The following is a 22,638-nucleotide window of genomic DNA, read 5'->3' as shown; positions in this document are numbered from 1 at the left end:
CCCGGCTCACACCACCGCCATGACCTCCCGCTCCAGCCGGACCGCGAGGGTCAGGTAGCGGGGGCGGCGCGGTACCGGGACGAGTCCGCGGATCAGGACGTGCCACATCTCGGCCATACGGCGCGGGAGGCGTGCGTTCGGTTCGCGGGAGCGGCCCACCACGCGGGTGCCGACGAAGAAGCAGACCAGGGAGTGCGCGACCGCGTCCACGTCGACGTCCGGGTGGATGTCCGCTTCCCTGACCGCGCCCACCAGCCGTCGGGAGACCAGGTCCAGCCACTCGGCGAAGGGGTGCGGCACGGGCGGCCGGGCCGGCAGGCCTCCGGTGGCGAGCCGCAGGCCGGCGCGGGCCACGGGACCCTCCACCGACAGCCGGGCGATGGCGAAGGTGAGGCGCATCAGGGCTTCGAGGGAGGGGTAGCCCCGGCCGTCGATCTCGCCGGCCACCCTCAGGGAGGCCTGGGACTGCAACTCCATGATGGCGTGGGCGAGGTCCTCCTTGGCCGCGAAGTGGAAGTAGAGGGCTCCTTTGGTGACTTGGGCGTGCTCGACGATGTCACTCAGGCTGGTCGACTCGTAGCCGTGCCGGTCGAACAGGTCGGCCGCCGCCGTGATGATCGTCGCGCGGGTCTGTTCGGCACGTAGCTGCCTCGCCATCGACTGGATTCTCCCGGGCCGGTAAAGAACGGGTCATGCCGTTTGTTTCTTGCCCCTGGGACACAATAGCTCACCCTCACGCGGTGGCGACGAGGCATTCGAAGACGGCCGACTCGCCCTGCGTTCCGAGGACTTGCACATCCGTTCCCCGCCCTTCCTTCGCTTCGATCCATACCGGTTCGTCCAGTTCCGCGTACCGGTGGAAGTGCGCGTGGTAGGCGACCGGCGCCCGCACGGGGTCCGTTCTCAGCCGGGCCGCCTGGCGGGCGCCCTCCAGCAGCAGCATTCCGGGGACGTGATCGAGGGGGTGATCGAAGAAAACGGGGTGTGCGGTATCTACTCGCAGCTGCCAGCGGTCGGGCCGGCCGGTGGCGGACAGGACCACGTCCGAGGGCAGGGCGCGCCCGACGACGCCGGCGGGCAGGCCCGCCGGCACGGGTACGGCGGTCACGGCGTCCGGGGTGCGGCCGCCGCGGAGCCTGCGGTAGACCGGCCCGCCGACGCACATGAAGGCGACGTCGGCGGTGGCGACGCGCTCGCCCTCGCGCAGGACGTGCGCGGCGTAGCGGGCGGAGGCGGGGCGGCGGCCGCGGTACTGGACGTCGGTGAAGACGACGTCGACCTGCGGTTCCGCGGGCAGCGCGCCCACCGCCAACTTCCCCGGCACCGTGCGGATTTGGAACTCCTGGAGCACGAACTGGTGGTCCAGGGGCACGCCGTACTCGGCATGGGTGATCAGCGTGCCGCTCTGCCGGACCGTCTCGACGACGAGGAGCGGGTCGTACGCGGACCAGTCGGACGACACGTGCAGTCCGTGCGCCCGGGGCCACTGGGCGGTGACCGAGAAGCGGTCGGCCCCGGTGCGCCGCCAGCCGGTGAGGAACGTCTCGGCGACGGCGGCGCGGTGGACGAGTTGGCGTGGCACGGTTGCCGTCAGGGCGGGGGCGTCGGCAAGCTGCCGCGGTCGAGTCATGTCTCTCCCTACGGTCCCCCGAAGGCCACGGCAGACGGCGAACCGCCCGCTCCGGTGAGCGTTAGAGTACGAGGCGACCGGTTTGTTTTCAATGAGATCAGTCGACGGCATCCTATGATCGGGCTGAAACCGCGCGTGATCGCGGGAAGGTGCCGTCTCGGCGCCGTGAAGGGGCTCTTATGGCGAAACAGGAGCGCGCGATCAGGACGCGCAGGGCGATCCTGGAAGCGGCCGGCGCGGTCTTCGACGAGCACGGCTACACGTCCACCACGATCGCGATGGTCCTGGAGCGCGCCGAAGTCACCAAGGGCGCCCTGTACTTCCACTTCCCGTCGAAGGAGTCCCTCGCCCAGGCGGTGCTCGACGAGCAGGTCCCGTTCGGCGCGGTCCCGCCGCAGCCCTGCAAGTTGCAGGAGATCGTCGACATGACGTTCGTGGTGGGCCAACGACTGCTGAGCAATGCCCTGCTGCGGGGCAGCGTACGGCTGGCGGTGGACCAGGAGACACCGTCCGGCGTCGACCACGGCGAGCCGTTCCGGCAGTGGGCCGAGGCGCTGACGGAGCTGCTGGAGCTGGCCCGGGAACGCGGCGAGCTGCTGCCGACGGTGCGGCCGCGGGAGACGGTGGAACTGCTGGTGGGCGCCTTCACCGGGATCCAGTTGATGTCCCGGGCCCTGACCGACCGCGCCGACCTCGCCGGACGGCTGTCGGTCCTGTGGGCGCACATCCTTCCGAGCATCGCGGTGCCCGGTCTGCTCCCCGGCCTCGACGCCCGGGCCGACCGGGGGGAACGCGTGCTGGCCTCGCTGGAGCGGGCGGCTTCCTGAGGACGTGTCCCGGCTCCCGCGAGGGCTCATGGCGCTCAGAGGGCTCCTCACGGGGCTCACGCGGCTCACGGGGCTCGCGAGGCGGTGAACGCGCCGGGCCGGCGGGCCGTACTGCACGGCAGACCGTTCCCGCGCCGGCCGAGGAGACGTCCCCGATGCCCCGCACGACCGCACGCCGGACCGCCGCCCTGGCGGTCGCCGCCCTGACCCCGCTGCCCGCGGTGCTGTGGGGCGCGGGCCCCGCGCAGGCGCACGGCGCGCCCACCGATCCGGTCAGCCGGGTGTACGCCTGCTCCCCCGACGGCGGCGCGCCGTCCCGGTCCGCGGCCTGCCGGGCCGCCGTCGCGGCCAACGGCGCCCCCTTCACGGCCTGGGACAACCTGCGGATCGCCGACGTCGACGGCCGTGACCGGCGGGCCGTGCCCGACGGGCGGCTGTGCAGCGGCGGCCTGTCCGCCTACCGTGGCCTCGACCTCGCCCGCGCCGACTGGCCGTCGACCCGGCTGACGCCGGGCGGGACGCTGCGGATGACGTACGTCTCGACGATCCCGCACACCGGCACCTTCAAGCTGTATCTGACGACCCAGGGCTACGATCCCACGCAGCCGCTGACCTGGGCCGATCTGCCGGCGCGCCCGTTCGCCGAGGTCAGGGACCCGGCGCTGACGGACGGCGCCTACGGCATCACGGCGCGGCTGCCCTCCGACCGGACGGGGCGTCAGGTGCTGTACACGGTCTGGCAGAACAGCAGCACCCCGGACACGTACTACTCGTGCTCCGACGTGGTCTTCCCGGAGGCGCCGGCGAAGACCTCGCCGTCGGCCGCCGCACCGTCGGCCTCCACGGTGGCCGCGACGCCGGGGCGTCCGGCCGGCAGCCCGTCGGACGCCCCGGCCGCCTCCTCGGCCGTACCCGCCGGCGCCCCGGCGGCGGAGGCCGCCGGGGCGGGTGCGGGACCGTCCGCGCCGCTGCTGGCGGGCGGTGCCGGTGCGGTGCTGCTGCTCACCGGCGGTGCCGCCCTGGTGCTGCGCCTGCGGCGGCGCTGAGTCCGGCCGGACGGCGCCCGGCCCGTTCGCCGGGCGCCGGGTCCGGCCGGACGGTGCTCAGTTGACGGTGACGGCCAGGCCGCCGGTGGTCACCGGGGAGTAGTTGGCCGTGAAGTAGGCGTTGGAGAAGCAGAGCGTCGAGCCGGACAGCTTGGTGAACGGCTGGGCGCTGAAGGCGATGCTGTTGCCGCTCGCCGTGCCCGTCAGGCTGGGTCCCTCGTAGACGCAGCTGACGCTGCCCAGCAGGGTGCTCAGGACGACGGTCGTGCGGATGTTGGAGCCGGCGGGCGGGGTCACGGCGAGGGCTCCGCCGGAGGACACGGCCGCGGTGTACGGCAGGTTGTTGACCGTGATGCTGGTGACGCCGAGCACGCCGACGACGTTCGAGGTGCAGCCGGTGAAGGTCTGCGCGGTGAGCGACTCGGTGGCGGTGCCGGGCGCGGTCGGGTTGGCGGTGACGGTGGCGGAGAAGCTGGACGAGGTGCACGAGACGCCGCTGGTGCCGGTGGCGCTGGAGTAGAAGGTGGCCTTGGTGCCGCTGGCCAGGGACGCGGTCAGGACGCTGCCGACGGCGACGTCGCCGCCGGTGGTGGTGAGCACCGCGCCGGCCGCGGAGGCGGGGGTGGCCGCCGTCAGGGACAGGGCGGTGACGATACCGGCGGCGGCGAGGAGTGAGCGGATGCGCATGCGGGTGCCTCTCTTCTTGTGTGGGGTTGCGTGCGAGAGATGCGATGGCGATGAGGGCGCACAGGTGGGGGGTTCGGCGCACTGGTGAGGGTGGTGGTCCCGGGACGCGTCCCGGCGTCCGCCGGTGCCGGCCCGTGACGCCTTCTCCGTACGTGACGGGCCGACAGCGGAAACGGCGTCGGACGCGGCCGGCAGGGGGGAAGCGGCCGTGGCGGCGCCTTGGAGAGATCGGACTCGGGGCGCGTGCGGCCCGTGCTGGATGCCCGGGCTGATGTACCCGTACTGGCGGGCTGAGTACCCGTACTGGCGGGCGGCCCGGCCGCCGGCGAGCGGCGGCCGGGCCTTGGGTCCGGGAGCGCGGACGGTGTCGCCGCGCGGCGGATCCGGCGCCACGGATCCGGGCTTGAGCCACGAGAGTTGTAAACCTGATGTTTCGTCAGAGTCAAGCAGTTGAACGGAAGTTGGGGAAACGACGGACGCGTGCGACCGGGGCGGTGGCGAGTCGCCCCGCAGGTGACACAGAAGGGACACCGTTTTTCCACATCTCCCTTGACCCCTTGGTGTAACCATCGGTAACTTCCGAACTGGCTACTGCCGCGTAACGTGAAAGCCCGCGTGGCTTCCGGGAGTTGCGAGGAGACGTCCGCGGCAGCCGCTGTCCGCGCCAGGACAACGTGCCACTGATGCCCGACACGCAAGACTTTTGCCACTGGGAGCAGTTATGGCCTCGTCCCCGGACGTCACGTCGTCCGCCGACAACACCCCCGAGAACCCGGACAGCGGTTCCGCAGACAGACACGGCCGGGTCCGGCTGCGCCGGGCCGCCGTGATGGCGGTGCCGGCGGCCGTCGTCGCCGCGACGCTCGCTGTCCTCACCGCCCAGGGAGCGCTGGGCGTGCAGTTCGCGATCTCCGGCATGCCGTTCGTGGTCACCGCCGACAAGCTCGAAGGCGACGGCTTCGCACAGTTCGGCTCGCTGGACCACATGATCGAGAACAGCCCCAACCAGGGCGACACCGGCGGTCAGGTGCTCGTCGTCACCTCGGTGGTGAAGAACGGCAAGCTGACCAACCTCTGCCAGAGCGTCGACCTCGGCGGCATCCAGCTCGTCCTCACCGCCGGCGACAAGGACACCAAGGTCAGCGTGGAGAACCTGGCCATCGACTCCGACGACATCACCGGCAACGCCTCGTTCGACAACATCGAGATCGGCCGCGACGCCAGCACCTTCGACAAGGTCGACACCCGCGGCAACCCGGGCGTCTACGGCCAGCAGGCCGACAAGGTCGTCATCACCGACCTGTACCAGCACAACTACGCCGCCACCGCGGCCGTCTTCAAACTGCCCGACCTGCACATGAGGTTCGGAGGCAAGGGTTGCCCGCTGTGACCCGCTTCCGGTGGTGGAGGGGGCGGCGGCCCTTCGCCGGCGGGCTGCTGCTGGTCCTGGGCGGCGCGGAGATCCTGGTGACCATGAAGGCTCCGCTGCCGGTCATCCTGCACATAGGGATGCAGGGCCTGGCGGGATACCTCCTGCCGACCCTGATGCTGCTGGTCGGGCTGCTGATCCTGTTCAATCCGTCGCAGCGCCTCTTCTACTCGATCATCGGCGTCCTGCTCTCGCTGGGCACCTGGCTCACCTCCAACCTCGGGGGCTTCCTCATCGGCCTGCTCCTCGGGGTCGTGGGCAGTTGTCTGGCCTTCGGCTGGCTCCCCGACCAGGAATCGCGCCGGAGCCGTCGACGGCGCCGCAAGGAGGCACGGGCCGCCGCCAAGGCGCGGACCGGCACGGAGACGCTGCCGCTGCCGCGGGCGGGTCGACCCGCCTGAGCGCGCTGCCGCCGGGGCCGGGTACCGGGGCCGTACGATCCGCCGGCCGGCGATCGTCCCGCCCGGACCCGGCTCCCGGCGGCGCCCGGCGGTCACACCGCCCGGAGCCGGCGCCGGCGCCCGCGCGCATCGGGGGCCCGGAGAGCCGACGGTCCGGTGGTCCGGCGCCCGGCCGGCCCTGACGCTCGCTCACCTCACCTGCGGCGCAGGCCTCCTCACCCGCGGACGTCCTCTCGCATCACAATGCGGCAGCGGCACCTCACCCCTAGTGGTTGTTCACTTGACTACCGGCGGTCACACACGGTTGGCTCCGAGCCAGCGAAGCCTTTCACCGGTGCACCCCCTAGGGCCTGGCTCCGGCGGCGCTCGCGCCCGTCCCCCGCTCCGCCGTGCACATCGAGGTGCAGCCCCCCCCCATGAACACTCCTCTCCCCGCGCGGCTCACCGCCCTGGCCGCGGCCTGCTGTCTGCTCCTGGCCGGCTGCTCCGGCGCGTCGTCCGGGGCACGGGCGGCGGACCGGACCGGCGACCGGATCAGGATCGCCCTGGTCACCCACGGCGGGAAGGGGGACGCCTTCTGGGAACTGGTGCGCAAGGGCGCCGAGGCGGCGGCCGCCAAGGACGGGGTGGAGCTGACCTACGCGAGCGACGCCGACGCCGCCGGACAGGCCGAGCTGGTGCGGGACGCCGTCCGGGACGAGGTCGACGGCATCGCCGTGACCCTCGCCAAGCCGCAGGCGATGAAGAGCCCCGTGGCCGAGGCCGAGGCGGCGGGCATCCCCGTGGTCGGCCTGAACTCCGGGATCGACGCCTGGCGTGCGACGGGCCTGCTGGAGTACTTCGGCCAGGACGAGAGCGTCGCCGGCCGCGCCGTCGGCGACAAGCTCGACGCCCTCGGCGCACGGCACGCCCTGTGCGTGATCCACGAGCGGGGCAACGTCGCCCTGGAGGCGCGCTGCGCCGGCGTGAAGAAGTCCTTCGCCGGCACGACCGAGATGCTCTACGTCGACGGAACCGACATGACCGCGATGACCACCGCCGTGACGGCCCGCCTCCGCCAGGAGCCCGGCGTCGACGAGGTCATCACCAACGGCGCCCAGTTCGCGCTCGCCGCGGTGCGGGCGGCCGGCACGGCGGACAGCGAGGCCCAGGTCGCCACCTTCGACCTCAACGAGGACCTGGTCGACGCCGTACGCGACGGCAGCGTGCAGTTCGCGGTGGACCAGCAGCCGTACCTCCAGGGGTACCTCGCCGTGGACGCGCTCTGGCTGTACCGGACCAACGGCAACGTCAGCGGCGGCGGGGTGGCACCCGTGCTGACCGGCCCGGCCTTCGTCACGAAGACCAACGTCGCCGAGGTCGCGCGCTTCGCCGCCGCCGGAACCCGCTGAACCCGCTGAACCCGCTGACTCCGGGCGCCCGCCCCGCCCGTACCACCGAGATCCGGTCCGCCCGGATCCGCTCCCTGCCCCCGTCGCTCCCCCGCCCCCCGCTTCCCGCCCAAGGACGACCATGCCTCCACGGACAGGTGCCCGGCGCCGCCGCCGTCTCGGCTCCATACGTCTCTCCCTGATCCTCCTGGCGCTGGTGCCCGGCGTCACCCTCACCGCGATGTGGGGTGTGACGACGATCCAGATGTTCTCGGAAGGGCTGCGGCTGCGCGCGCAGACCGAACTGAGCCGGTCGACCGGCGCCATGGGCACCGAGGCGACGCTCGCGCTCCAGCAGGAGCGCAGCCTGTCGGCCGTGTGGCTGGCCGATCCCGACGGTTCCCGGGCCCCGCTGGAGGCCCAGCGCAGGAGGACGGACACGGCGGTCGCCCAACTGGTGAGCCGGGCCGACGACATCCAGCAGGCACCCGCCCGGGTGCGGGACCGGATGTACTCGGTCGTCGCCTCCGTGGGCAGTCTGGAGTACTACCGGGGCCAGGTGGACGATCCCACCGACATCACCGCCGCGCAGGCACTGGACCAGTACACGTCGATCATCGACGACCAGATCCACGCCTTCCAGGAGCTCTCCCAGGTCGACGACGGCGACCTCACCTCGCGGGCCGGACCGCTGGTCGCCCTGGAGCACGCGGCCGAACTGGTCTCCGAGGAGGACCTGTACCTCACCCTGGCCGGGCCGGAGCGGCGGATGGACGAGGAGCAGTGGGCCGCGTTCGCCGAGACGGTGCACGCGCGGCGCTGGATCGTGCGGGACCAGATCGTCCCCCTGCTCACCGGAGACGCCAAGACCCAGACCGAGAAAATTCTGGGGAGCGAGGAGTGGCAGACCCTCGAGGCCGTCGAGGACAAGGTGCTCGCGGCGCGCGCGGAACGGCGCGGGAACGGCGACATCGCCCTGCCGGACGTGCGGAAGGAGTGGCGGGCCGCGCTCATCGACGTGTCCGACCAGTACGCGGAGCTGATCCGGCGGCAGACCACGGCGCTGCTGCGGGACAGCGCCGACGAGGCGAGCGCGCTGCTGGTCACGGCCGCGTCCCTGAGCGCCGGCGGACTCGTCGCGCTGCTGCTGTGCGTCGGCATGTCCTGGCGGATCACCCGGTCGCTGCTGCGGCGGCTGCGCGGCCTGCGCAGGGCCACCCTGAGCCTGGCGCACGAACGCCTCCCGGACGTGGTGGCCCGGCTGGAGCGGGGGGAGACTGTCGACGTGGACTCGGCGACCCCTCCGCTGGACTACGGCGGCGACGAACTCGGGCAGGTGGCGGCGGCGTTCAACACGGCGCAGCGCACCGCCGTGCACACGACGGTCGAACTCGCCGACACCCGGCGCGGTTTCCAGAAGGTCATCCTGGGCATCGCCCGGCAGAGCCAGAACCTGGTCAACCTCCAGCTCAGCAAGCTCGACGCGCTCGAACGCCGGCACCAGGACCCGGAGGTCCTCCAGGGGCTCTACGAACTCGACTCCACGGCCAGCCAGTTGCGCCGCTACGAGGAGAACCTCGTCATCATCAGCGGCGGCCGGCCCGGACGCAGCTGGTCGGAGCCGGTGGCGCTCATCGACATCCTGCGCAGCGCCGTCGGCGAGGTCGCCGAGTACCGGCGGGTGGAGGTGCAGACCGAGGAGGAGGTGTCCGTCGCCCCGCCCGCCGTGGCGGACCTGATCCATCTGCTGGCCGAGCTCATCGACAACGCGACCACCTACTCGGCCGCTCCGAGCCCGGTCGTGGTGCGTGCCGTGCTGGTGGCCCGTGGGCTGGCGATCGAGGTGGAGGACCGCGGTCTGGGCCTGTCCGAGGAGGACTACGCCTCGTTCAACGCCCAGTTGGCGGTGTCCCCGCAGTTCGACGTGGTGGCGCTCGCCGACGACCTGCGGCTGGGCATGTTCGTCATCGCCCGGCTGGCCACCCGGCACGGCATCGCGGTGACCCTGCGCCCTTCCCCGTACGGCGGCACCACCGCGATCGTGCTGGTCCCGCACGACATCGTGGTCCCCGGCTGCCCCGACCCCGAACCCCCGGCGACCGGGGTCTCCCGCGCGGCGACGCCCCCGGCGACCGCCACGGCCCGGCGTCTCCCCGGACCGGACCCGGACGGCCCGGCCACCGCCCACGACTCGCCGGCCGCGCGGAACGGTGCGCGCGGCACGGCGGCGGACACGGTGACGGACAGGGAGGCGGACAGGGAGGCGGACAGGGGGGCGGCCCCGGCCGGGACGGGGCCCGACCGCCCCGGCGGTCTCGCCCCGTTGCCCCGCCGGGTGCCGCAGACCAGCCTCGCCGACGAGTTGCGCGAGGCCCCCGGGCCCCCCGAGGCGGACGGCGGCCCCGACGACGACTTCACCGCGGAGCGCGCCGCCTCCTCCCTCGCCGGGTTCCAGCGCGGCACGCTGCGGGCGCGCGACGACTGCGGCACGCCGCCGTCCGGCCCCGGGGAGACGCACCCCGGCGAGACGCCCGCCGCACCTGCCCCGGGACCGCCGGTCACCGCCACCGGCCCCTCCCCGACACCGCCCGCCGACCGCTGACCGCCGACCGCCGACCGCCGACCGCCGATGAAGGACACCGCGATGACACACCCCGCCCCCGCCACGAACACCCAGCTCGACCAGTTGCTCACCGGTCTGGTGGACCGGGTCGCCGACGTGCACCAGGCCGTCGTGCTCTCCGAGGACGGACTGGTGGTCAGCAAGTCCACCGGGTTCCCCCGCGAGGACGCCGAACGGCTGGCGGCGACCGCGTCCGGCCTGATGAGCCTCAGCAAGGGCGTCAGCATGGACTTCCGCGGCGGTCCGGTGCGCCAGGCGCTCATCGAGATGGCCCACACCTACCTCATCCTCACGTCGGCCGGGCCGGGCGCCCATCTCGTCGTGCTCACCGGTTCGAAGGCGGACGTCGGCGTGGTGGCGTACCAGATGAACATGCTGGTGAAGAAGATCGGTGAGCACCTCAGCGCGGCGCCGCGGACCGGGATCGGTCCCGCCGTGCGCACCAACGGCGGGTGAGGTGAGCGGAGAGGACGCAACGGGCCGGCTCGTCCGGCCCTTCACGCTCACCGGGGGGCGGACCCGGCCCAGCCGCGCCGACTTCACCCTCATCACGACGGTGACCGCGGTCGACCCGCCGCCCGAGCGGGCCACGCGGCCGCAGCCGGAGCACACCCGGATCCTGCGGCTGTGCGCCCGGCCGGTCGCCGTGGCGGAGCTCGCGGCCCGGCTGGACCTGCCGGTGAGCGTGGTCGTCATCATGCTCTGCGACCTGCTGGAGGCGGGTCTGATCACGGCCCGCCCGCCGCGTCCCCTCGGCACCGCCAGGGACCTGGAGCTGTTGCAGAAAGTGAGGGACGGCCTTGGCCGCATCTGACGCCACCACCGGGACGGCCGGAACGCACGGCCCGGTCGCCGCGCCCGACACGGTGAAGATCCTCGTCGCCGGCGGGTTCGGCGTCGGCAAGACCACCCTGGTCGGCTCGGTCAGCGAGATCGCGCCGCTGCGCACGGAGGAGCCGCTGACCGTCGCGGGACTGGACGTCGACGACCTGAAGGGCATCGAGGAGAAGCGGACCACCACCGTGGCCCTCGACTTCGGGCGGATCACCATCGGCGGTGACCTGGTGCTGTACCTCTTCGGCACCCCGGGCCAGCAGCGGTTCTGGTTCATGTGGAACGACCTGGCCGTCGGCGCCCTGGGGGCGGTGGTGCTGATCGACGTGCGCAGGCCGGAGTCCAGCTTCTCCGCGATCGACTTCTTCGAACGCCGCGGCATCCCCTTCGTCGTCGGGGTCAACGGCTTCCACGGCCTGCACCCCTACTCCGCGCAGGAGATCCGGGAGTCGCTGGCGCTGCCCGCGGACGTTCCCGTGCTGCTGTGCGACGCGCGGGAGCGCGACTCGTGCCGGGACGTGCTGATCGCGCTGATCGACCGGGTGATCGCCAGCGTCGCGCCCCCGCCGGGAGCGGTGGGCTGACCGCCGTCAGCGGGCTCCCGCGGCGCGCAGCACGGCGACCGTCTCCGGGTGGGGCTCCCTGCTCGCCCACTCCAGTGGCGTCATCCCCGTGCCCTGGTCCTCGCGCAGGCTCGGATCGGCGCCGTGGGCGAGGAGGGTGCGGACGGTGTCGGTGTGGCCCCAGGCGGCGGCCGCGCACAGGGGTGTTCCCTCCGCACCGGGTCCGGCGCTCTCGGCGTCGGGCGGCGCACCGGCGGCGAGCAGCCGTGCCGCGACCCCGGCGTATCCCTGGACCGACGCCAGGTACAGGGGTGTGGTGCCGTCGGCGTCCCCCGCCGCCGGGTCGGCCCCGGCCCGCAGCAGCGCGTCGACCTCGGCGGCGTCGCCGCACAGGGCCGCCGCCACGAGACGCCGCGTCAGTTTCTTCCGTCTGCGCCTGTTCACGCTCTCCTCCGCCCGTCCCTGTTCACGCGTTCACCTGTGTCCTGTCACAACTCCGCCAGCCGCGGCAGCAGTCCGGCGGCCGCCGTCACGTCCGCGGTCAGCGGGCGGTCGTCCAGTCCGTCGGGCAGGGCGGCGTCCGCCACGGTGAAGGCGGCGACCGGCGGCCGCACCGGGTGCAGCCGCAACGCCCGTACGGCGACCACGAGTTCGCAGGCCAGCACGGTGGCGTAGGCGTCGGCCGCGCGCAGCAGCTGGCGGGCGGCCTGGCCGGCGAAGCCGGCGGCCTCCTCCAGGCCGTGCGAGAGGACGGCGTGCCCCGTGGAGGCGGGGGCCGCGCACGCCCGCAGCTCCGCGAGCGCGGAGTTGGCGGTGTACTCCAGGATCATCGTGCCCGAACTGCTCGCGGGGCCCGCCGCGAGGAACGCGGGCAGACCGGTCAGCCGGGGGTCGCCGAGCGCCGCCAGGCGGGCGGCGGAGAGCTGGGCGGTCTGGAGCAGGGCGAGGCCGGCGGCCTCCACGGCCAGGCCGAGCGGTGCGGCGAAGAAGCCGCCGTGGTGGTAGGCCGCGGTGCCGTCGGGCATCACGACGGGGTTCTCCGAGGCGCAGTTGATCTCCACCTCGACGACCTCGCGCAGCCTCTCCCCGGCGTCCAGCGCACAGCCGTGGACCTGGGGGAACGCCCGGAAGCCGTACGGGTCCTGGATACGGCGGCCCGGTCCGGCCGGGCGGTCGGGCAGCCCCAGCAGCCGCCGTACCTCACCGGCGGCGCGGGCGGCGCCCGGGTAGGGCCGCAGGGCGTGCACGGGTGCGGCGTACGCCTCTGCCGCACCGGAGACCCCGGCGAGGGACAGGGCGGCCACGGCGTGCGTGGCCCGCAGCAGCACGTCGAGCGTGTGCCGGCCGAGCGCGGCCTGCGCCAGCGCCAGGGCGTTGCTGCTGAGGAGGGCGAGGGCGTCTCCGGGGCGCAGGGTGACGGGGGCGGGGAGGCCGTCCCTGCCACCGCTCTCCCCACCGCCGTCAGGTTCGTTCCCGGTGCCCGTGCCCGTGCCCGTGTCCGCCTCCCCGACCGCTTCGCCCGGGGTCCGGCCGGCCGGGTCCGGGCCCCGGCGGTCGGCCGGGCGGCTGTCCAGCCAGTCGTACAGCCCCGCGGTGGGGCGGCCGTCGAGGAGGCCGTCCGCGGCGTCCGCCGGGCCGCCGACCGGGCCGCCGGACCGCCGGCGCTCCGGTCCGCCGTCCAGCCAGGGCCGTTCGCCGATCAGGGTCAGCCCCGTCTGGGCCAGGGCCGTGAGGTCGCCGGTGCCGACGGCGCCGTACTCGTTGACGGCCGGGTGGACGCCCAGGCGCAGCGCCTCGGTGAGCGCGTCGACGAAGGAGGGGTGGATGCCGGAACCGCCGGCCAGGAGCTGGTTGGCGCGGATCGCGAGCATCGCGCGGACCTGTCGGGCGGGGAGGAGGGCGCCCGCGCCGCCGGCGTGGCTGCGCAGGAGCCGCAGGCCGTGCGCCGACTCGTCGTCGGCGTCGACGGTCACCGCGCGGTGGGCGCCGACGCCGGTGCCGCGGCCGTAGAGCCGGCCGGCGGCGGCCAGCCGCTGGGCGGCGTGCCAGGAACGGGCGGCCCGCTCGCGGGCCTCGGGGGCCACCACGGGCACGGCCGCGCCGTCGGCGAGCGCGATCAGCCCGCCGACGGTCAGGGTGCCGCCGTTCAGGACGACCCGGGTGTCCTCCGGTGCGGGAGGGACCCGGGCCGGTCCGGGTGCCGTCGTGTCCAACCTGCGTACGTCAGGCCAGGCCGACGGACTTCAGCCACGCCTTGGCGACGTCCAGCGGGTCCTTGCTCTCCATCTGCACCTGGGAGTCCAGGTCCAGCAGGGTCTTGGTGTCCAGCTTGGCGGAGACCGCGTTCAGCGCGGCGACGCCCTCGTCGGAGAGCCCGCTCTTGTAGACGAGCGGGGTCACGTTCGCGAAGCCGAAGAGGTTCTCCGGGTCCTGGAGGACGACGAACTTCTCCTTGGTGATGGTCGGGTCCGTGGTGAAGAGGTCCGCGGCCTGCACCGTGTTCTTCTTCAGCGCGGCCTGGGTCAGCGGGCCGCCGGCGTCGAGGGCCTTGAAGGACTTGAACGTCAGGCCGTACACCTCCTCCAGGCCGACCATGCCCTGCTGACGGGTCTGGAACTCGGGGGAACCGCCGAGGACCAGCTCGGGGGCGGCGTCCTTGAGGTCGGCGAGGGTCGACTCCGCCGTCAGGCCGTACTCCTCCGCGGTCTCCTGGTTGACGGTGACGGAGTCCTTGTCCTCGGCGGGCGAGGACTCCAGCAGCGTCAGCTTGGGGTCGAGCTTGGCCTTGGCGGCGGCGTTGACCGCCTCCAGCGACGTCTGCTCGGCCTTCGCGTCGAGGTAGGCCAGCAGGGAGCCGTTGTACTCCGGCAGGACGGTGATCGAACCGTTCTTGAGCAGGCCGTAGGTGGTCTCGCGGCTGCCGATGTTCGGCTTGTAGGACACCTTGATGCCCTTGGCCTTGAGGGCCTCGCCGTAGATGTCGGCGAGCAGGATGCTCTCGGCGAAGTTGTTGGAGCCGACGACGACGGTGTTGCCGTCGGCCTTCTCCTCGGCGAGCGGGTCGGACGTGTCGTCGGAGGAGGAACATCCCGCCAGCAGGACCGTCGTCGCGGCCAGCGCGACGGCCGCCGCACCGGGGTGGTTCCTGAGGGACCTGCTGCTGTGGGCGTTGGAAGTCACGGTTCCCGTTCCGGGCTCTGGAGGTCGATGGGCAAGTCTGTGGGGGATGTCGGTGGGGGGAGTCTTCGGGGGGAGTCTGTGGGGAGACGGAGGGGGAGAAGTGGAAGCCGAGCCCCCCGACTCGATCCAATCCACCCTCTTCTCGATCAGTCAAGAGCGTTCGGGTCACCGAATGGCTTCGATTCATGGCCAGTTGTGGCCCAGTCAGGCTGGGCTTCGTAATGGATTCTTGACGTGCGGCCACGCCCCTTCGCACAGAGAAGCGATAGTGTCACGGACGTCGACGCCTGCCACAGCGGCGCGCGCACGCCTTGCACGACCCCATGAAGGAGGCCCGGTGTCCACGAACACGGTGGACGCGCCCGCCGGTTCGGCACCCCCGGCGCCCCCGGCGTCCCCGGCACCCCCGGCCTCCTCGTCCGTCCGCCGAGGCCTGCGGGGTGTCACCGACCGGTGGCCCTTCCAGCGCAAGCTGAACGTCCTGGTCGGCGTTCCGCTGACGGTGATCGCCCTGCTGCTGAGCTACCTCATCGTCGACCTGGGGCAGGAGTCCCAGCGCGCCGAGACCGCCGCCCAACTGGTGCGGGACAGCTCCCAGGTCGCCGAACTGGTCGCCGCGGTGCAGGCCGAACACCAGCAGGCCGTCCTCCTGTCCGTACGGCACGAGGCGTCCTTCGACGGGGGCACGCCCTCCACCTCCGCCTACCGGGTCGCCCAGCTCGACGTCGACACCCAGATCCAGGAGGTGCGCGACACCTTCGGCGACCGGTTGCCGGCCGGTGAGGCGCAGGCCCTGAGGGAGATCGAGGGCCTCGCCGGTCTGCGGAGCACCATCGAGCAGGGCTATCTGCCCGCCGACAACATCGACCCGGCGTACGCGGGAGCCGCCGACGGACTCATCGACGGCCTCGGCCTCGACCGCAACTCCGCGCTCGCCACCACCTTCACCGGCAACCTGCTCGACTCGCTGCTGCGCGCCGACGCCGCGCACGGCGCCTTCGAGACCGGCGTCTTCTCCGCGAACACCCGCGACAGCAACGCCCTCATCGAGTTCACCGGCGCGGTCGGCTCCCAGGAGGTGTACGCCTACCAGGCCGAGCGGTTCGCCCGGTTCGCGAGCGAGGCGCAGACCGACGAGTTCGGCGGCATCGAGCACAACACCGCGATGGCGACCATCAGCCAGAACTACGCCGAGATGGCCGTCGACCCCAGCGCGCTCCAGGTCGGCTCCAAGGCGCAGATCCGCACGGCGCTGCGGGAGGTGCTGGACTCCTACCACCTCTACAACGAGCAGGCCGAGACCCGGCTGAAGGTCACCGGTTCGCTCATCCACCAGATCGCCGACCGCGCCGACGCCGCCGCCTCCGACGCACAGTGGCGGGCGGGCCTGCTGCTGAGCCTGGCGCTGCTCGGCTTCGTCGTCTGGATCGCCTTCGCGGTGCTGGTGCGCCGCTCGGTGATCCGGCCGGTGCGGGCCCTGACCGGCGCCGCGCAGGAGGTCGCCGACGTCGCCGGGCGCGAGCTCGCGCGGGTGGCGGACGACGACACCGAGGAGGGCGGGCCGCCGCGGCTGCGCGAGCTGCCGGTCACCGCCGACGACGAGATCGGCGAGCTCGCCGAGGCCTTCAACAACGTCCAGACCACGGCGGCCGCGCTGCTGGAGCGCCAGGTGCTGAGCCGGCGCAACGTCGCCGAGATGTTCGGCAACGTCGGACGCCGCGTCAGCAACCTGACGTCACGTCAGCTGTCGTTGATCGACGCCGTGGAGCGCGGTGAGACCGACCCGGCGCTGCTCGAACGCCTCTACTCCATCGACCACATCGCGGTCCGGCTGCGCCGCAACGCCGACAGCCTGATGCTGCTGGCCGGCATCCGCGAGACCGTCCTCGACTCCGGCCCGGCCGCGCTCACCAACGTGGTGCGCGCCGCGCTCGGCCAGATCGAGGGCTTCCAGCGGGTACGGCTGCACGCCGGCACCGAGGCCATGGTGGAACCGGACATCATCGGCGACCTGACGCTGATGATCGCCGAACTCCTGGAGAACGCGGTGTCGTTCTCCCCCGAGGGCAGCCCGGTCGAGGTGGGCGTCGACGCCGACGACGACGGGGCGACGGTCACCATCGCCGACCACGGCCTGGGCATGAGCGCCGAGCGCCTCGCCGAGGAGAACGCCCGCCTCGTCCGCCGTGAGCGCCTCGACCTCGTCCCGACGAAGGTGCTCGGCCTGTTCGTGGTCGGCGCCCTGGCCCGCCGTTGGGACATCGACGTCACGCTCTCCCGCACGCCCGGCGGCGGTGTGACGGTGGAGGTGGCGCTCCCGTCCCCGCTGCTGCTCACGCCGAGCGGAGCGGAGGCGGCGCCCGCGGGGGTGCCGGAGGCCGCCGTGTCCGCCACGTCCGCCGTGGAGGCGACGGACGCGCAGGAGCCGTCCGCCTCCCCGTCCACCCCCTCGTCCCCGTCCTCGTCCCCGTCCTCCTCCTCGTCCGCCGGACCGTCCCCGGCGCTCGCGGTGCCGCCCGCGTCGGCGGGCGACCGCGAACCGGGCGCCCTCCCCCGCCGGGTGCCCCGGCGCGAGGCGGCCGCGGCCGAGGAACCGCACCGGACGGCGACCGGCCCCACGGCCGGCCCCGGGCCCCACGCGGAGGAACCGCCGGTCCACGCCCGTACGGGTGCGGAACCGGGCGGGAGCGAGACCCAGGCCCGCCCCAAGACGGACACGGACGCGCCCGAGCCCGCGGCCCAAAGCCACGGCAGCCGGACCACCGCCCTCCGCACGGAGGCCACGGAGGCCACGGAGGCAGCAGAAACCGCGGAGACTCCGGAGACCGCGAGGACTGCGGAGACCGCGGAGACCGCAGAAGCCACCGGGGCTGCCGGAGGCGCGGAGACCGCCAGGGCCGGAGAAGCCGCCCGGGGCGCGGAGCCCACCGGAGCCGGAGAAGCCGCCGAGGCGGCACAAGCCCTCGATGCCACAGAGGTCACCAGGGCCGCGGAGACCGCCAAGGCCGCACAAGCCCTCAGGGCAGCAGAGACCGTCGCCGCCTCCGAGGCGCCCGCCGCCCGGCCGACGGCGGCCTCCCGCGCGGAATCCGCCGGAACCGGACGGCCCTCCGCCCAGGGCCTCGACACCGATGCCGTCGACACCGATGCCGTCGGCGGCGCGCGGCCGCTGCGGCGGCGGGTCCGGGGGGCCACGCTGCGGACGACCGTCGACGCGGCCGCGCAGCAGGCCGCGCGCCGCACCGTGCCCCTCGCCGACGCGGACGCCGTCCGCAGCGCGCTGGAGGAGTTCGAGGCGGCCGTCGAACGCGCCCACCGCGACACCGGCGGCGACACGGGGGAACGTCTCCGTCCCCCCGCCCCGCGCACCACCGAAGAGAACGACCGGGCGGCCGCCCCGAACGACCGGACCGCCTCGAACCACCGGCCCGTCCCGAACGGCCGGAGCGACCAGGCGGACCACCGCCGCACCCCCGGGCACCACCAGAACCACACTCCGGAAGGAGCCGAGCAGTGAGCACGTCGACAGGTGAGACTCCCTCCGGAGCCGCCACTCCGACCGATCTGCGGGCCGCCGCAGCCGACTTCACCTGGCTGCTCAACCGTTTCGCCACCGAGACCGCGGGAGTGGTGGACGCCATCGCGGTGTCCTCCGACGGCCTGCTGATCGCCGTGTCGGAGCTGCGTGAGCACGCCGACTCCGAGCGGCTGGCCGCGATCGTGTCCGGCATCACCAGCCTGGCGGCGGGCGCCTCCGGCAACTACGGCCTGGGCGGTCTGAACAAGGTCATCATCGACCTGGAGGGCGGCCATGTGCTGGTCTCCGCGATCGGCTCCGGCGCCGTGCTCGGCGTGGTCACCGACAAGGAGGCCAAGCTGGGCAACATCGCCTACGAGATGACGGTGTTCGCCAACCGCGCCGGCAGCGCGCTCAGCCCCCAGCTGGTCCTGGAGCTGAAGAACAGCGTCGGCGTCACCAGGTCGCGCTGACCGGCAGTCACCGCGAAGACCGCCGGTCCAGAGAGGAAGCGAAGCACCGATGGCGGACGCCCGCACTCCGCGCGGCGCCGGCGAGGACGGCGCCGTACCCGTCGGCCCCGCCCCCGCCGTCCGGCCCTTCCTGGTCACGGCCGGCCGGGTGGCGGGCGCGGGTGCGGCGTCGTCCGGGCGGACCATGCCCGTCGAGACCCAGCTGGTGGCCACCACCACCGGGCTCGACGCCCTCGGCCTGCTCTCCTTCGAACAGCACGACATCGTCGCCGCCTGCCGGGTGCCGCAGTCGATCGCCGAGATCGCGGCCCGGCTGCGGCTGCACCTGAACGTGGTGCGGGTCCTCGCCGAGGACCTGCGCGCGGCGGGGCAGCTGTCGGTGCACGTGCCCGACTCCGGCGCCATCCACGACGCTTCCGTCCTGCGCAGGCTCATCGATGGCCTCCGCGCCATCCCCGACTCCCGGGGGGTACTCCGTGACTCCGACTGAACCGCTGGTCCGGCACACCGCCGGCCAGGTCTCCGTACGGCCGCCGCTGCCGGTGAAACTGGTGATCGCGGGCGGCTTCGGCGTGGGCAAGACCACCGCCGTCGGCGCGATCTCCGAGATCGAGCCGCTGACCACCGAGGCGGCCATCACCGAGGTCGCGGCGGGCGTCGACGACCTCAGCCACACCCCGCGCAAGACGACCACCACGGTCGCGATGGACTTCGGCTGCATCACCATCGACCCGACCCTGAAGCTGTACCTGTTCGGCACGCCCGGCCAGGAGCGGTTCGGGTTCATGTGGGACGACATCGTGGAGGGCGCGGTCGGCGGACTGGTCATCGTCGACACCCGCCGCCTCGACGACTGCTACGCCGCCGTCGACTACTTCGAGCACAAGGGGATCCCGTTCGCGGTCGCCGTCAACGCCTTCGACGGCCGCGTCGAGCACGCGCTGGAGGAGGTCCGCTGGGCCCTCGACGTCTCCGACGGCGTCCCCGTCCTGGTCTTCGACGCCCGTGAACGCGGCTCGGTCCGGGACGCCCTGCTGGTGGTCCTGGAACAGGCCCTGGCGCGCACGGAGGGGTGAGACGGTCCCGGGGGAGCCCGGAGAAAGCCCGGACGGACCCGCCCGGACGGAGGAGACCGTATCGACACCGCGGGCCGTCCGGGGCCGGTCGCGCAGTTCCCCGCGCCCCTTACGGGGCGCGTCCCCCACACGGCATGCCGGCCAGGCCCCGGAACGGCCGGGCCCGGGGGCCCGATGGGTCTACTGGGCCCCCCTCCGCACCCCCGGCGACACCGCGACCCGCCCGACGGCCCAGAACACCGCGAGCGTGACCAGGGCCAGGCCCGCGACCAGGGTGGCGCCCCCCACGACCTTCTCGTAGTCGCGCTGGTAGAGGCCGTCGACGATGTAGCGGCCGAGGCCGCCGAGGCTGACGTACGCGGCGATGGTGGCCGTGGAGACGATCTGGATGGCGCCGGAGCGCAGGCCGCTGAGGATCAGGGGGAGCGCGGCGGGGAGTTCGACCTGGAAGAGGATCCCGGCCTCGCTCATGCCCATGCCCCGCGCGGCGTCCACCGGGGAGGGGTCGACGGAGCGCATGCCCTCGTAGGTGGTGACCAGGATCGGCGGGACGGCGAGGACGACCAGCGGGGTCATCACGTTCACCAGGCCGAATCCCAGCAGCAGGGTCATGAGCACCAGCAGGCCGAACGTGGGCAGCGCCCGGCCGGCGGTGGCGACCAGGGCGAGGGCGTTGCCGCCGCGCCCGTAGTGGCCGGTGACGAGGCCGACCGGCAGGGCGATCGCGGCGGCGATGGCGAGGGCCTCCAGGGTGTACTGGACGTGCTCCCCCACGCGCGTGGGGATGCCGTCGTAGCCCTGCCAGTGGGAGCCGTCGCCGAAGAAGGCGCTGATGAAGTGGAGCAGGTTCATCGGGCTGCGTCCTCCAGGGCTGCGGCGGCCGGGCCGGGCCGGTCGGCCTTCGGTGTCCTGCCCGTCTTCCGTGGCCGGCCCGCGTTCCGTGGCCGGCCCGCGCGGCGCGGCATCCACGGCGTCAGCAGCAGGCGTACGAGGACCAGCAGGCCGTCGGCGAGGATCGCGAGGAGGGCCATGCTGACCACGGCGTTCACCGCGAGTTCCGGCCGGTTGTAGATGTTGGCGTCGTTGATCAGGTTGCCGAGGGCGCCCTGGTTGCCGATGAGGGCGCCGATGCTGACCAGGCTGATGCCGGAGACGGTCGCCACCCGCAGCCCCGCGATGATCGCGGGCACCGCGATCGGCAACTGGACCTGGACGTAACGGCGTACGGGCCCGAAGCCCATGGCGGTGGCGGCGGCGAGGGTCTCCTGCGGCACCGACCGGACGGCGTCGACGATCGCGGGGACCAGGACGACGAGGCTGTAGACGGTGAGCGGGATCATCACCGTGAGCTCGGTCTGGCCGGTGTAGTCGATGAGGAGGACGAAGAACGCCAGCGAGGGGACGGCGTACAGCACCGTCGTCACCCACAGCACCGGCGGGTAGAGCCGGCGGAAGCGCACGCAGAGCTGGGCCAGCGGCAGCGAGATCACGAGCCCGGCCAGCACCGGCAGCAGGGCCTCGCGCAGATGCAGTCCGACCAGGCCGGCCCAGCTGTGCTGAAGGTCGCTGGGGATGTCGAAGACGCGGTCCCAGTTCATCCGGCGGCCTTCGTGGTCGCGCCGGTCCGGCGGCCCTCCGCGTGGGCGCCGCGGATCGCCTCGGCGATGGCCTGCTGGGAGACGACCCCGGCGGCCCGGCCCTCGGCGTCCACGGCGACGGCCCAGCCGGTGGGCGAGAGCACGGCGCAGTCCAGCGCGGACCGCAGCGAGTCCGTACCGGCCGTGAACGGCCGCCCGTACGGCAGCAGCCGGCCGGCGTCGATGCTCCCGGCGGTCAGGTCGCGCGGCTCGCCCCAGCCGAGGGGCTTGCCGTCGACGCCGGTGACGAGGAGGTAGGGCACGTCGTCCGCGGCCCCCCGGGCGGCGATCTTCTCGGCGCTCGCGTCGATCGCGACGATCGGCGCGGTGAGCAGGTCGAGGCCGGCGGAGGAGAAGAAGGACAGCCGGCGGATACCGCGGTCGGCTCCGAGGAAGTCCTCGACGAACGCGTCGGCCGGGTCGGACAGCAGCTCGGCGGGCGGGGCGTACTGGGCGAGCCGGCCGCCGGTGCGCAGGACGGCGACCATCGTGCCGAGCTTGACGGCCTCGTCGATGTCGTGGGTGACGAAGACGATGGTCTTGCCCAGCTCGTCCTGGATGCGCAGGAGTTCGTCCTGGAGTCCCTTGCGGACGACGGGGTCGACGGCCGAGAACGGCTCGTCCATCAGCAGCACCGGCGGGTCGGCGGCGAGTGCCCGCGCCACGCCGACGCGCTGCTGCTGTCCGCCGGAGAGCTGGTAGGGGTAGCGGCGGGCGAGCGAGGCGTCGAGTCCCACCCGTTCCATCAGCTCCCGCGCCCGGAACCGAGCCTTGTCCTTGCTCCAGCCGAGCAGCCGCGGCACGGTGGCGATGTTGTCGACGATCGTGCGGTGCTGGAAGAGTCCGGCGTTCTGGATGACGTATCCCATGGAGCGGCGCAGGGTGTCGACCGGCTGCTGCTGGATGTCCTGGCCGTCGATCAGGATGCGGCCCGCGCTGGGCTCGACCATCCGGTTGATCATCCGCAGGGTCGTCGTCTTGCCGCATCCGGAGGGCCCGACGAGGACGGTGATCGAACGGTCCGGGATGTCCAGGGAGAGGTGGTCGACCGCCACCGTGCCGTCCGGATACCGCTTGGTGACTGAATCTATCCGTATCAAAACGCCGAATACCCTTCGGGTCTGGCAAGTTCCGCCCGTTCTCGACCGGGTGAGGTCGGGCCGTTGCGGGGAGAGTCTAGACCTCTTGTGTTGCGGGGGTTTTGACGAGCCCGACCGGCCCCCTCTGTGACCCGCCTGTGAGTTCGCTGGTTCTCACCCTCCCCTCAGAGCCGGCTCAGGGATCCCCCAGACGCGGCACCGATCGTCACTGCCATGGGGGTGCGCGGACGCGGGAGGCGTCCGGT

22 protein-coding genes are annotated in these 22,638 nt (G+C 73.2%); 13 read left to right on the top strand and 9 right to left on the bottom strand.

What is annotated here, in order from left to right; translation table 11 throughout:
• Positions 1-6: 6 nt before the first annotated feature.
• Positions 7-657, bottom strand: coding sequence for a ScbR family autoregulator-binding transcription factor (locus tag ACZ3KJ_RS23005; RefSeq protein ID WP_467529553.1), 651 nt, complete (start codon positions 655-657; stop codon positions 7-9).
• Positions 658-733: 76 nt separating this feature from the next.
• A complete protein-coding gene (locus tag ACZ3KJ_RS23000) occupies positions 734-1,630 on the bottom strand; it encodes a ScbA/BarX family gamma-butyrolactone biosynthesis protein (RefSeq protein ID WP_467529551.1) in 897 nt (298 codons plus the stop codon).
• A gap of 179 nt (positions 1,631-1,809) precedes the next feature.
• On the opposite strand from ACZ3KJ_RS23000, the gene ACZ3KJ_RS22995 reads away from it, so the two are divergent.
• Together ACZ3KJ_RS22995 and ACZ3KJ_RS22990 are read left to right on the top strand one after the other, a co-directional pair.
• Entirely contained in the window at positions 1,810-2,457 is a 648-nt protein-coding gene (locus ACZ3KJ_RS22995) for a ScbR family autoregulator-binding transcription factor (protein ID WP_467529549.1), read from the top strand.
• Positions 2,458-2,612: 155 nt separating this feature from the next.
• The gene (locus tag ACZ3KJ_RS22990) at positions 2,613-3,503 is read left to right on the top strand and encodes a lytic polysaccharide monooxygenase (RefSeq protein ID WP_467529548.1); all 891 of its coding nucleotides are present in this window, start codon (positions 2,613-2,615) and stop codon (positions 3,501-3,503) included.
• A 57-nt stretch (positions 3,504-3,560) separates the two neighbouring features.
• On the opposite strand, the gene ACZ3KJ_RS22985 is transcribed toward ACZ3KJ_RS22990, so the two are convergent.
• Positions 3,561-4,190 carry a Tat pathway signal sequence domain protein gene (locus ACZ3KJ_RS22985; protein WP_467529546.1) on the bottom strand — a complete coding sequence of 210 codons (630 nt, stop codon included), beginning with the start codon at positions 4,188-4,190 and terminating at the stop codon, positions 3,561-3,563.
• A gap of 721 nt (positions 4,191-4,911) precedes the next feature.
• On the opposite strand from ACZ3KJ_RS22985, the gene ACZ3KJ_RS22980 reads away from it, so the two are divergent.
• From ACZ3KJ_RS22980 to ACZ3KJ_RS22950, 7 genes are all read left to right on the top strand, one after another.
• Positions 4,912-5,580, top strand: a complete 669-nt coding sequence (locus ACZ3KJ_RS22980; protein WP_467529545.1) for a DUF6230 family protein — start codon at positions 4,912-4,914, stop codon at positions 5,578-5,580.
• Positions 5,577-6,020 (top strand): DUF6114 domain-containing protein, encoded by a 444-nt coding sequence (locus tag ACZ3KJ_RS22975; protein ID WP_467529543.1) that lies wholly within the window; start codon positions 5,577-5,579, stop codon positions 6,018-6,020. Before ACZ3KJ_RS22980 ends, ACZ3KJ_RS22975 begins: the two co-directional genes overlap by 4 nt.
• Before the next feature lie 395 nt (positions 6,021-6,415).
• The gene (locus ACZ3KJ_RS22970) at positions 6,416-7,411 is read left to right on the top strand and encodes a substrate-binding domain-containing protein (RefSeq protein ID WP_467529899.1); all 996 of its coding nucleotides are present in this window, start codon (positions 6,416-6,418) and stop codon (positions 7,409-7,411) included.
• A gap of 121 nt (positions 7,412-7,532) precedes the next feature.
• On the top strand, positions 7,533-9,992 hold the full coding sequence (locus tag ACZ3KJ_RS22965) for a sensor histidine kinase (protein WP_467529541.1): 2,460 nt from the start codon (positions 7,533-7,535) through the stop codon (positions 9,990-9,992).
• 42 nt (positions 9,993-10,034) lie between these two features.
• The gene (locus tag ACZ3KJ_RS22960; protein ID WP_401693069.1) at positions 10,035-10,469 is read left to right on the top strand and encodes a roadblock/LC7 domain-containing protein; all 435 of its coding nucleotides are present in this window, start codon (positions 10,035-10,037) and stop codon (positions 10,467-10,469) included.
• A gap of 1 nt (position 10,470) precedes the next feature.
• Entirely contained in the window at positions 10,471-10,827 is a 357-nt protein-coding gene (locus ACZ3KJ_RS22955; RefSeq protein WP_467529539.1) for a DUF742 domain-containing protein, read from the top strand.
• Positions 10,814-11,431, top strand: a complete 618-nt coding sequence (locus tag ACZ3KJ_RS22950; RefSeq protein WP_467529537.1) for a GTP-binding protein — start codon at positions 10,814-10,816, stop codon at positions 11,429-11,431. The genes ACZ3KJ_RS22955 and ACZ3KJ_RS22950 overlap by 14 nt, the downstream gene beginning before the upstream one ends.
• A gap of 6 nt (positions 11,432-11,437) precedes the next feature.
• On the opposite strand, the gene ACZ3KJ_RS22945 is transcribed toward ACZ3KJ_RS22950, so the two are convergent.
• The 3 genes from ACZ3KJ_RS22945 to ACZ3KJ_RS22935 are packed head-to-tail and all read right to left on the bottom strand — an operon-like array spanning position 11,438 to position 14,590.
• Entirely contained in the window at positions 11,438-11,854 is a 417-nt protein-coding gene (locus tag ACZ3KJ_RS22945) for an ankyrin repeat domain-containing protein (protein ID WP_467529535.1), read from the bottom strand.
• Positions 11,855-11,898: 44 nt separating this feature from the next.
• Positions 11,899-13,623: an aromatic amino acid ammonia-lyase gene (locus ACZ3KJ_RS22940; protein ID WP_467529533.1), complete on the bottom strand. Its 1,725-nt coding sequence runs from the start codon at positions 13,621-13,623 to the stop codon at positions 11,899-11,901.
• A 10-nt stretch (positions 13,624-13,633) separates the two neighbouring features.
• The gene (locus ACZ3KJ_RS22935; protein WP_467529532.1) at positions 13,634-14,590 is read right to left on the bottom strand and encodes an ABC transporter substrate-binding protein; all 957 of its coding nucleotides are present in this window, start codon (positions 14,588-14,590) and stop codon (positions 13,634-13,636) included.
• A 337-nt stretch (positions 14,591-14,927) separates the two neighbouring features.
• On the opposite strand from ACZ3KJ_RS22935, the gene ACZ3KJ_RS22930 reads away from it, so the two are divergent.
• From ACZ3KJ_RS22930 to ACZ3KJ_RS22915, 4 genes are read left to right on the top strand one after another with little or no spacing between them, the layout of a single operon-like run.
• The gene (locus tag ACZ3KJ_RS22930) at positions 14,928-18,107 is read left to right on the top strand and encodes a sensor histidine kinase (protein ID WP_467529530.1); all 3,180 of its coding nucleotides are present in this window, start codon (positions 14,928-14,930) and stop codon (positions 18,105-18,107) included.
• Complete coding sequence (locus ACZ3KJ_RS22925; protein ID WP_385073746.1) at positions 18,104-18,580, top strand: roadblock/LC7 domain-containing protein; 477 nt, start codon at positions 18,104-18,106, stop codon at positions 18,578-18,580. Before ACZ3KJ_RS22930 ends, ACZ3KJ_RS22925 begins: the two co-directional genes overlap by 4 nt.
• Before the next feature lie 49 nt (positions 18,581-18,629).
• Positions 18,630-19,070, top strand: a complete 441-nt coding sequence (locus tag ACZ3KJ_RS22920; protein WP_467529528.1) for a DUF742 domain-containing protein — start codon at positions 18,630-18,632, stop codon at positions 19,068-19,070.
• Positions 19,057-19,656 carry a GTP-binding protein gene (locus ACZ3KJ_RS22915; RefSeq protein WP_389515323.1) on the top strand — a complete coding sequence of 200 codons (600 nt, stop codon included), beginning with the start codon at positions 19,057-19,059 and terminating at the stop codon, positions 19,654-19,656. Before ACZ3KJ_RS22920 ends, ACZ3KJ_RS22915 begins: the two co-directional genes overlap by 14 nt.
• Positions 19,657-19,836: 180 nt before the next feature.
• On the opposite strand, the gene ACZ3KJ_RS22910 is transcribed toward ACZ3KJ_RS22915, so the two are convergent.
• The 3 genes from ACZ3KJ_RS22910 to ACZ3KJ_RS22900 are packed head-to-tail and all read right to left on the bottom strand — an operon-like array spanning position 19,837 to position 22,393.
• Entirely contained in the window at positions 19,837-20,508 is a 672-nt protein-coding gene (locus tag ACZ3KJ_RS22910) for an ABC transporter permease (protein ID WP_467529526.1), read from the bottom strand.
• Complete coding sequence (locus ACZ3KJ_RS22905; protein ID WP_467529524.1) at positions 20,505-21,254, bottom strand: ABC transporter permease; 750 nt, start codon at positions 21,252-21,254, stop codon at positions 20,505-20,507. The genes ACZ3KJ_RS22910 and ACZ3KJ_RS22905 overlap by 4 nt, the downstream gene beginning before the upstream one ends.
• Positions 21,251-22,393 (bottom strand): ABC transporter ATP-binding protein, encoded by a 1,143-nt coding sequence (locus ACZ3KJ_RS22900; protein WP_467529522.1) that lies wholly within the window; start codon positions 22,391-22,393, stop codon positions 21,251-21,253. Before ACZ3KJ_RS22900 ends, ACZ3KJ_RS22905 begins: the two co-directional genes overlap by 4 nt.
• Positions 22,394-22,638 lie beyond the last annotated feature (245 nt).

Source organism: Streptomyces sp. NPDC003248 (genome assembly GCF_055563235.1).
The sequence above is the reverse complement of the archived record's forward strand: the minus strand, read 5'-3'. Positions and strand labels throughout refer to the sequence as shown.